Source organism: Candidatus Synechococcus spongiarum (assembly GCF_900047545.1).
GTDB lineage: Bacteria > Cyanobacteriota > Cyanobacteriia > PCC-6307 > Cyanobiaceae > Synechococcus_B > Synechococcus_B spongiarum_C.
Genome location: NZ_FITM01000056.1, coordinates 1 through 9,332 on the forward strand (window position 1 = coordinate 1; position 9,332 = coordinate 9,332).

General features: G+C 62.8%; 8 protein-coding genes. 4 read left to right on the plus strand and 4 right to left on the minus strand.

Going from position 1 to position 9,332, the window contains the following annotated elements; genetic code table 11:
* Window positions 1–167 precede the first annotated feature (167 nt).
* A complete protein-coding gene (locus tag FLM9_RS02135) occupies window positions 168–566 on the minus strand; it encodes an N-6 DNA methylase (RefSeq protein ID WP_438801323.1) in 399 nt (132 codons plus the stop codon).
* A 58-nt stretch (window positions 567–624) separates the two neighbouring features.
* On the opposite strand from FLM9_RS02135, the gene FLM9_RS02140 reads away from it, so the two are divergent.
* Entirely contained in the window at window positions 625–1,953 is a 1,329-nt protein-coding gene (locus tag FLM9_RS02140; protein ID WP_143324558.1) for an amidohydrolase family protein, read from the plus strand.
* Between the two features lie 11 nt (window positions 1,954–1,964).
* Here FLM9_RS02140 and FLM9_RS02145 read toward each other — a convergent pair whose 3' ends face one another.
* The 3 genes from FLM9_RS02145 to rimM are packed head-to-tail and all read right to left on the minus strand — an operon-like array spanning window position 1,965 to window position 4,997.
* On the minus strand, window positions 1,965–2,984 hold the full coding sequence (locus FLM9_RS02145; RefSeq protein ID WP_074457039.1) for an NAD-dependent epimerase: 1,020 nt from the start codon (window positions 2,982–2,984) through the stop codon (window positions 1,965–1,967).
* Entirely contained in the window at window positions 2,965–4,407 is a 1,443-nt protein-coding gene (locus tag FLM9_RS02150; protein WP_074457040.1) for a mannose-1-phosphate guanylyltransferase/mannose-6-phosphate isomerase, read from the minus strand. Before FLM9_RS02150 ends, FLM9_RS02145 begins: the two co-directional genes overlap by 20 nt.
* Window positions 4,407–4,997: a ribosome maturation factor RimM gene (gene rimM / locus FLM9_RS02155; protein WP_074457041.1), complete on the minus strand. Its 591-nt coding sequence runs from the start codon at window positions 4,995–4,997 to the stop codon at window positions 4,407–4,409. The genes FLM9_RS02150 and rimM overlap by 1 nt, the downstream gene beginning before the upstream one ends.
* A 145-nt stretch (window positions 4,998–5,142) precedes the next feature.
* Here rimM and FLM9_RS02160 point away from each other — a divergent pair, with 145 nt between their 5' ends.
* The 3 genes from FLM9_RS02160 to glgB all read left to right on the plus strand — a co-directional run.
* On the plus strand, window positions 5,143–5,400 hold the full coding sequence (locus tag FLM9_RS02160; protein WP_074457043.1) for a DUF8664 family protein: 258 nt from the start codon (window positions 5,143–5,145) through the stop codon (window positions 5,398–5,400).
* 13 nt (window positions 5,401–5,413) lie between these two features.
* On the plus strand, window positions 5,414–7,039 hold the full coding sequence (locus tag FLM9_RS02165) for a CocE/NonD family hydrolase (RefSeq protein ID WP_102135453.1): 1,626 nt from the start codon (window positions 5,414–5,416) through the stop codon (window positions 7,037–7,039).
* A gap of 25 nt (window positions 7,040–7,064) precedes the next feature.
* Window positions 7,065–9,332, plus strand: a 2,268-nt coding sequence (glgB, locus tag FLM9_RS02170) for a 1,4-alpha-glucan branching protein GlgB (protein ID WP_074457042.1), incomplete at its 3' end; no start/stop codon positions are given.

The following is a 9,332-nucleotide window of genomic DNA, read 5'->3' on the forward strand; positions in this document are numbered from 1 at the left end:
TCTTGGAAGATTCTCTCTGAACACCATGGGCTGCCCTCCCCAAATGACTCATCAGCCCCAAACTACCAATCCCGTATAGAAATAGCGACTGAAGCTGATCTCGTAGCCGATCTTCTCGCTCTTGCGCACAACCCATGCATCCGGTGCGTAGGGCAACACTTCCCATCTCAGGAAGCCTTCAATGCCGCCCTCTTCCTGCAAGGGAATCTGCTGCGCTGCAAGTCGGTGTCCCAACTCTTGCCGTAGAGCAGATTGGAGAGCATGAAATCAAACTTCCGCGACGGGAAGCCGTCGTTCCACGGGGTTGAGTGCTCCGGGCCGTCCTTGATGTTGTCAGCAGTATCTCCTTCGGCTTTCAAGAGGAGGTCGGTTTTACAGATGGCAGTGGTCTCCCCGTTGATCTCCTGGCCATAGAGATGGGTGGACACGGTCTTGCCCTGCTCCCTGGCAATCTGTTGCAGCACATCCTGCTTTATGAGCTCCAACACTGCATCTAGACGGCGCAACACCATCATGGGCAGGATCACGTCCCGGTACTTGCCGCGAACGTAGACATCCCGCAGCACGTGGTCCGCAAGACCCCAGATATAGGAGGCGATCCAGGCGAGACTGGGTCCGTTGGCTATGGGGCAAGACGGTAGCAGGGAACGGCTCGGTCCCCATCCCCGCCACTGGTCACGGACAATGGGGGTTCCGCCGCAGTCCGCACACCTGCTCTCTCCCCAACCGCTGCAGATTCGCTGGCCCCTGGCCCTCCTGGATTCCCGGCATCGCCATGGGTTGGAAGTCGACGGGGACGGCCTCGTCAATCTGGCCCTGACCATCAGGGGGGTAACCGTCACCGGAATTGAACCGCTGCCTGGGACGAGGGGACCACACTTGCCCTTGGCTCTCCCCGCCGCCGTGGAGCCCCACTGCCACCTGGACAAGGCCTTCACCTGGTCCCAAGTGCCCAATCCCTCCGGCACCATGGCCGCCGCCCTGGCGGCCAATCTGCAGGAGCACAAGCGTCGCTCTGCCGCTGCTGTGGCGGAGCGCATGAACCGGGCGCTGGAAACCGCATGGCGGCATGGCTACCGCGCCCTGCGCAGCCACCTGGATCTGGGGGGCAGGGCTGGCTCCCAGGCCACCTGGGAGGCGATGATCCACACGTGGGCCGCCTGGTCGGATCGCCTCCAGCTTCAGGCCGTTGCCCTGGCTCCACTGGAACTCTGGAGCACCACCGTCGGTGTCCAGCTTGCCCGGCGGTTGGCCCGGCTGGGTGGGGGGCTGGGGGGCGCACTGGCCCACCACAACACCCGCGGCAGCCTATGGCGAGAGCATCTGGCCGGGATGCTGCGCCTGGCGGCTGAGCAGGGCTGCATGGTGGACCTGCACCTGGACGAAACCTGTGATCCCCGTAGTCGCTGCCTGGAGGAGCTCCTGGACCTGCTGGAGCAGGAGCCACTGCCCGTATCCGTCACCGTCTCCCATGGCTGCAGCCTGGCGCAACACACCCCTGAACACCTGCGCCGCACGGTTGAGCGCCTGGCGGTGCTTCACATCCCCCTGATCAGCCTCCCCACAACCAACCTGTGGCTCCAGGACCGCTCCAGCAGCAGGCACACACCACGGCTTCGCGGGTTGGCGCCTATCCATGAACTCCAGGATGGGGGGGTGACTGTGGCCATTGGGGGAGACAACGTGGCCGACCCCTGGTTTCCCGGGGGCAACTTTGACCCGGTGGAACTCTGGCGCTTCGCTGTCCCCGTAACCCATCTGCACCCCTGGGAGCAACGGGGGCTGACTCCTTTCACCAGCGCCCCAGCGCAAGTGCTGGGCTTGGCCTGGGATGGGGTGTTGCGCAACGGCTGCCCTGCAGACCTGATTCTCACCGAGGTCTCAAGCTGGCAGGCCATGCTGGCCAGGCCCCAGCGGTTACGGGTTTTGCGGAACGGCTGCTGGCTCCCCTGAACTGCTACACATCAGCAGTTGTGGTAAGCCCGATACCAGGCCACAAATTGGGCCAGACCATCCCGAAGGCTGGTGTCGGGCTGGAAGCCCACCGCCTGCTGAAGGGCGGACACCTTGGCATGGGTCTGTTGCACGTCCCCGGCCTGCATGGGCAGGAACTCCACCACGGCCTTCTTCCCCAAGGCCTCCTCCAGCAGTCGGATGAACTCCAGCAGGGGCACCGGTGTCCGGTTGCCGACGTTGAACACACGCCATGGGGCATGGCTGGTGGCCGCCGTGGGTTGCACCTCCACAGACTGGGGCTGGGGTGGTTCGGGCAACAGGCGCACCAGGCTGTCCACCACGTCGTCCACGTAGGTGAAGTCCCGCCCCATGCGGCCATGGTTAAACACCTGCAGCGGCTCCCCCGCCAGGATGTTGCGGGTGAAGGCCCAATAGGCCATGTCGGGGCGACCCCACGGTCCGTAGACCGTGAAGAAGCGCAGGCCGGTGCATGGCAGTCCAAAAAGGTGGCTGTAGGTGTGGGCCATTAGTTCGTTGGCTTTTTTGGTGGCCCCGTAGAGGCTCACGGGGTGATCCACGGGGTCCGACTCAGCGAAGGGCAGCTTGCGGTTGGCACCGTAGACCGAACTGCTGCTGGCATAAATCAAGTGGGGGGTCTGCTGGCGACGACAGCCCTCCAGCACGTGGCCGAAGGCCACCAGGTTGCTGTTGATGTAGGCGGCGGGATTCTGCAAGGAGTAGCGCACCCCGGCCTGGGCCGCCAGATGGACCACCGCCCGGAAGCGGGTCCGGGCAAAGAGGGCCGCACAATCGTTGCCCTGGGCCAGATCTATCTCCGTAAATTGGAATTGGGGCCAGAGTTGCAGTTGGGCCAGGCGGTCCCGTTTAAGCTGGGGGGAGTAGTAGGCGTTGCAGTTGTCCAGGCCCACCACGGGCACATGGGCCTGTAGGAGGACCCGGCTCAGGTGAAAGCCGATGAAGCCGGCGGCTCCCGTCACCAGCACCGGCTCAGCCTGATGTGCGTCCATAGTGATCTTCAAAACGGACAATGTCGTCTTCCTCCAGGTAGGGTCCGCTCTGTACCTCGATGAGCTCCAGGGAAATGCGACCGGGATTACCGAGCCGATGACGGCAGCCCAGGGGGATGTAGACGCTCTGGTTTTCGCTGAGCAGCAGGGGCTTCCCGTCCTTCTCCACGGAGGCTGTGCCCTGCACCACCACCCAATGCTCAGCGCGGTGGTGGTGCATCTGCAATGACAGGGAGCAGCCCGGCTTCACGTGGATTTTCTTCACCTGCCAGCGCTCCCCCTCCACGCTAGTGTCGTAGTACCCCCATGGTCTGTAGGTGCGCTGGTGCGCCTGGGCTTCCCGCGCCCCGGCAGCCTGAAGACGGGCCACCACCTGCTTCACCGCCTGGGTCTGATCTCGTCGGGCCACCAGCACGGCGTCATTGGTTTCCACCACCACCAGATCCTCAAGGCCCAGGCCCACCACCAGGCGGTGCTCACTGCGGAGGTAGCAGTTATGCACGTTCTCGTGGAGGACCCGTCCACAGACGGTGTTGCCCCGCTCATCGTGATCCCCGTGGCGCCAGAGGGTGCTCCAGTTGCCCACGTCACTCCAACCCGCCGTGAGGGGGGCCACACTGCCCAAACGGGTCTGCTCCATCACGGCCACGTCAATGGAGACCGTGGGGCAACGGCAAAACGCTTCTGACTCCAGACGGAGAAAGTCCAGATCCTGGTGAGCCTGTTGAAGGGATGTCCGGGCGGCGTGCAGCAGGTCAGGTGCGCAGCGCTCCAACTCCTTCGCCATCACACTGGCCCGAAACAGAAAGAGGCCGCTGTTCCAGTAAAAGCTCCCCTGGCTCAGGAAGGTTGCAGCCCGCTCACGGCTGGGTTTTTCTACAAAGCGGCGAACGGGATGCAGGCCGAACTCGTCCGTCCCGGGATCCGCTTCGATGTAGCCGTAGCCGGTTTCCGGGGCGGTGGGTGTGACGCCAAAGGTCACCAGCCGTCCCCCCAGGGCGGCGGGAACGGCCTGGCCAATGGTGGCGCAGAAGTCTTCGGCATGGGCAACGGCGTGGTCAGCCGCCAGCACCAGCAGCAGGCCATTCTCCTGTCCCGCCGCCATGGCCATGGCCTGGAGGCAGGCGCTGGCCACCGCCGGCGCCGTGTTACGCCCCACAGGCTCCAGGAGAATGGCGGCGGGTTCCACGTCAATGGCCCGCATCTGCTCAGCGGCAATGAAGCGATGGGCATGGTTGCACACCAGCAGAGGCGGCTGCAGTCCCGGTAGCCCCGCCAAGCGCAGAACGGTCTGCTGGAGCATGGTGTGGTCACCCACAAGGGACAGAAACTGCTTGGGGTAGGCGGACCGGGACAGGGGCCAGAGGCGGGTGCCAACGCCCCCACAGAGGACCACCGGAATCACCGCTGTGGGTGATGCCATCAAAATTCGGGCTGACGCACTGAGCCTATGGCATCCGCCGGCGTGAGCTGCGCCGCAATCGGCAGCAGATCCGCGGGCGGGCACAGCAGGATCCATCCCTCTTCAAGACGAACCTGGGGAACAATGGCCTCCACAAAGGGCACCAGGACGGATTGTCCCCCATGATGCAGACGAATCTCCAACAGGTCGTTGCCCCCGTGGAGTAGGTCTACCACAGTGCCCAGGGCCGGACCCGCGGGATCCAGGCGCACCTCCAGCCCCTCCAGGTCCAGCAGGTGAAACTCCCCTGCCGCCAGGGGAGGACGGGTGGTGGCGTCCGCCAATAGCCGGTGCCGCACCAGGGTTTCCGCCTGATTCCGTGTTGCAATGCCCTTGAGCCGAATCCCGTAGAGCCCTTTGCGGGTCAGGCAACGCCCCTGCCACAACTCAACCGCCCGGGGCGGCTCATCCAGCTTCTGCAACCAGCGGAAACCAGGCTCCAGAAAACGCTCAGGGAAATCACTGGAGGAGAGGACCCGCAACTCCCCCTTGAGCCCTTGGGCAGCAACCACCAGACCAACCTCAACCAGGGGGGGCGTAGCATTCACCATAGGACGGTCATCAAGGCTTGCAATCCACCAAGTCTGTGGTGAATACTAGGTATGAGATCCTCAAGCATAAACAATGGCAAGCAGATTTAAGCGATGGAGGAAGTTGCGCCCACCGTTGCTCTTCGGCCTCGCGGGTTTGGGAGTGATGCTCGCCTTGGTGGCTAGTCCGAGTCTGTTGCGTCCCACCCAGGCCAGTCCCCCTGGTCTTCTCAACACCGTCAAAAGCAACCCGGGCATGGCCGAGGCATTGTGCCAGCAGTTCAACGCCATTAACGCCGCTGGCCACAGCGTCTACTCCTCCACGGGCCTGGAGCAGGTGGCCGCAAGCCAGGGGATCACCACCGGCGAGTCGGAAATCCTCATCACCTACGTGGTGGGCCTGTACTGCCCCGTCGTGACCTGAAGGACATGGACCCGTGGGTGCTGCCGGGACGTTGCCTGACGTAGCCCATGACCAGCGCCAGTTGGTGTTGCCGGACGGAGTGGCCCTGCAGGCCAGTTGCTGGAGACTCCGACACGGGGGACCATGGCCGGCCCTGCTCATGCGGCAGCCCTATGGCCGCGCCCTGGCCTCCACCATGGTCTATGCCCACCCCGCCTGGTATGCCGCCCACGGCTACCTGGTGGTGGTGCAGGATGTGCGGGGCTGTGGCGATTCCGGCGGCAATTTCCGCCTGTTTGCCAACGAGGCCCGGGACGGGAGTTGCACCATGGCCTGGCTGCGGGCCCAGCCGGATTGCAACGGCCGTGTCGGCTGCTACGGCTTCTCCTACCAGGGCCTCACCCAACTGCTCTGGGACGGGCCAGACGGGCCGGATTGCACGGCTCCGGCCATGGCGGGTCTCAGCCTGCAACACCACTGGTGTCAGGACGGACGGGCAGACTGGTGGGTGCTGGGGCTAGCCTGGGCGTTGCAGTTGGCGGCGGCAACCTGTCAGCGGCGCGGGGACGGTGTGGCCTACGGCCGCATCCGCAAGGCCCTTCACAGACAGGACTTCATTGAGGAGGGCTGGGGTCTTCTCCAGCAGGTGGATCCCGAGAACCACCTGTTGCGATGGTGGTCGGGGGATTGGGAATCACCGGTGGCGGCTGCAGGGCTGGAGGCTGTATTGCGGCGCCCCATGCTCCTGATCGGCGGCTGGTACGACCCCTACCTGCGTGGCGTCACGGCGCTCCATGAGCAAAGCCTGAAGGCCGGTGGCAGCCCCCGGTTGGTGGTGGGTCCCTGGACCCATGGCAACTGGCACGGCGGTCAACTTGATCAGCGGCAACTGGCCTTCTTCAACCACCATTTGAAGGATTGCCCCCCGGAGCAACCCCAAGCCGCTGTGCAACTGTTTGATGTGGGGTGCGGGCACTGGTGGCGCGGCGCCCACTGGCCCCGGCAGGCGCTGGAGCGCTGGCGGCTGAGGGGGCAAGGCCTCAGTGGGGTGGATCCCCACGCTGGTGTGCTGCTGCCGCCGTCCGGGAAGACTGGCGCTGCCACCGGGGCGGGGGGCCGGGATCGGCTGGTGCTGGATCCGTGGCGACCCACCCCAGCCCGGGGCGGGCACCTGGACGTGCAGGCCGGTCCCGCAGACCGCCATGACCTGGATTGCCGCAGCGACGTGCTCACGTTCACCACCCCACCCCTGCCCCGTGCCTTGATCCTCAGCGGCACGGTCTGGCTGCGGCTGAGGGCCGCCAGTGAGGGGCGGGGCTTTGACCTCTGCTGTGCCCTGTCCCGGGTGTGGGACGTGGACGGCCGGCTACAGGTGGAGCAACTCTCCATGGGGGTGGGGCGCTGGCTGGGTCCCCAGGCTCAGGACCTCGCCTGGCGCCAGGTAGGCTTTCAGCCCCTGCTGCGAACGGTGCCGGCGGGTGGGCGGCTGCGCCTATCCATTGCCTTGGCGGGCTGGCCCTTGATCGGCATCAATCCCGGCAACGGACAGGCGCCCCACGCCGTCGCAGCCCACGAACGCCAAGTGGTGGTGGTGGAGTTTTGCTGGGACGAGGCCTGCCTGGAGTTGCCGTTGCAGCAACCGGATCAGGCCGCAGCGTAGGCTCCTAACACTCTGCATTCCCCCTGTGGTTGAACACCAAGGGCTTGCTCAAGCAGTTGAGCAATTGGCCAACTGCCGTCAGCATGACCCCTACGCTACTCTTGGCCCCCATGCCCTCCCCGGCGGCGGTCACGTGGTGCGGGCCTGGCTTCCGGATGCGGAGCGTGTGGATCTGATGCTGCAAGGCCGGACGCTAGCGATGGAGGCAGTTCACCATCCCTGGTTGTTTGAGCGGGAGGTGGCGACGGATCCTGGCAGTGCCTACCAGTTGCAACTGCAGCGGGGCGGCATCCACAGCCGCCAACATGACCCCTACAGCTTTCGCCAGGAGTGGATGGGTGAGCTGGATCGCCACCTGTTTGCTGAGGGCAACCATCACCACATCTGGACCCGCATGGGGGGCCATCGGGTGGAACAGGCCGGGGTGAGCGGCGTCCAGTTCTGTCTCTGGGCGCCCAACGCGGTGAGTGTGTCCGTCATTGGCGCCTTCAACGGCTGGGATGGGCGTATGCACCCGGCACAAAAGCGGATTGGCGGCATCTGGGAACTCTTTATCCCCGGCCTTGGGGAAGGGGAGCTTTACAAATACGAGATCCACAGCCGCCATGGCCATCCCTATGCCAAGGCCGACCCCTACGGGTTTCACCATGAGGTGCGCCCGGCCACGGCCTCCGTGGTGGCGGAGAACCGCTTTGCCTGGGGGGACGAGGCCTGGATTCGTCAGCGGGACGGCCAGAATCCCCTGGAGCAGCCCATCGCCGTCTACGAGATGCATCTGGGAAGCTGGCTCCATGCCGACGCGGCACAGCCCTGCGTGGAACCTGACGGCACAGTGCGTGCCCCGGTCCCTGCCAACGACATGAAGCCAGGGACACGGCTGCTCACCTACACGGAATTGGCGGACAAGGTGATCCCCCACGTGAAGGCGCGGGGCTTCACCCACATTGAACTGATGCCCGTCACGGAGCATCCCTTTGAGGGATCCTGGGGGTATCAGGTGACGGGTTGGTATGCCCCCACCAGTCGCTATGGCAAGCCGGACGAATTCCGGGCCTTCGTGGATCGCTGCCATCAAAACGGGATTGGCGTCATTCTGGACTGGGTGCCAGGACATTTCCCCAAAGACAGCCACGGCCTGGCATATTTTGACGGTGATTTCTTGTATGAACATGCTGACCAACGTATCGGCGAGCATAAGGAATGGGGCACGTTGATTTTCAACTACAGTCGCAACGAGGTGCGCAATTTCCTGGTCTCCAGCGCCCTGTTCTGGATCAGCGAATTCCATATTGACGGCATTCGTGTAGATGCGGTTGCCTCCATGCTCTACCTGGACTATCTCCGTCCAGAGGGGGAGTGGTTGCCCAACAAACATGGTGGCCGCGAGAATCTGGAGGCGGTCAATTTTCTTCAACAATTGAATGAAACCCTATTCCACTATTTTCCTGGAATTCTTTCCATTGCGGAAGAGTCAACAGAGTGGCCGGGTGTCACCCAGCCCGCCAGTGACCATAACCGTGATGCCCTGGGCTTTAATTTAAAATGGAATATGGGTTGGATGCATGATATGCTGGATTATTTCGCCATGGATCCATGGTTCCGACAATTTCACCAGAACCTGATCACTTTTTCCATGATGTACTATTACAGCGAGAACTTTATGTTGGCGCTTTCCCATGATGAAGTGGTGCATGAGAAGAGCAATTTGCTGCACAAGATGCCAGGGGATGATTGGCGTAAATTTGCCAATACCCGCGCCCTGCTCTCCTACATGTGGACCCACCCTGGCAAGAAAACAATTTTCATGGGTATGGAGTTTGGACAACGTGGCGAATGGAATGTCTGGGATGATCTGGAGTGGGATAAGCTACAATATCCCGAGCATCAGAAACTAATGAAGATGATTGATGATATCAATGCTCTCTATAGATCAGAATCAGCCCTTTGGCGGGAGGATTTTAACACCAATGGTTTTCAATGGATTCATTGTGATGATAATCGCAATGGCGTCATCAGCTTCATGCGGAGAGATGAAAAAAGCCGACGCTGGCTGATTGTTGTCTGTAATTTCATGCCAAATCCCCATAAGAACTATCGCATTGGCGTGCCATTGGAGGGTTGGTATGGAGAGATCTTCAACAGCGATGCAGAGATTTATGGGGGCAGCAACCTGGGCAACCTGGGGGGCCGCTTCACGGATCCCTGGCCCATGCACAGCTATGCCCACTCCCTGGATCTATGCTTGCCCCCCTTGAGCACGGTGATCTTCCGCCACAGCCACCATGGCCCTGAT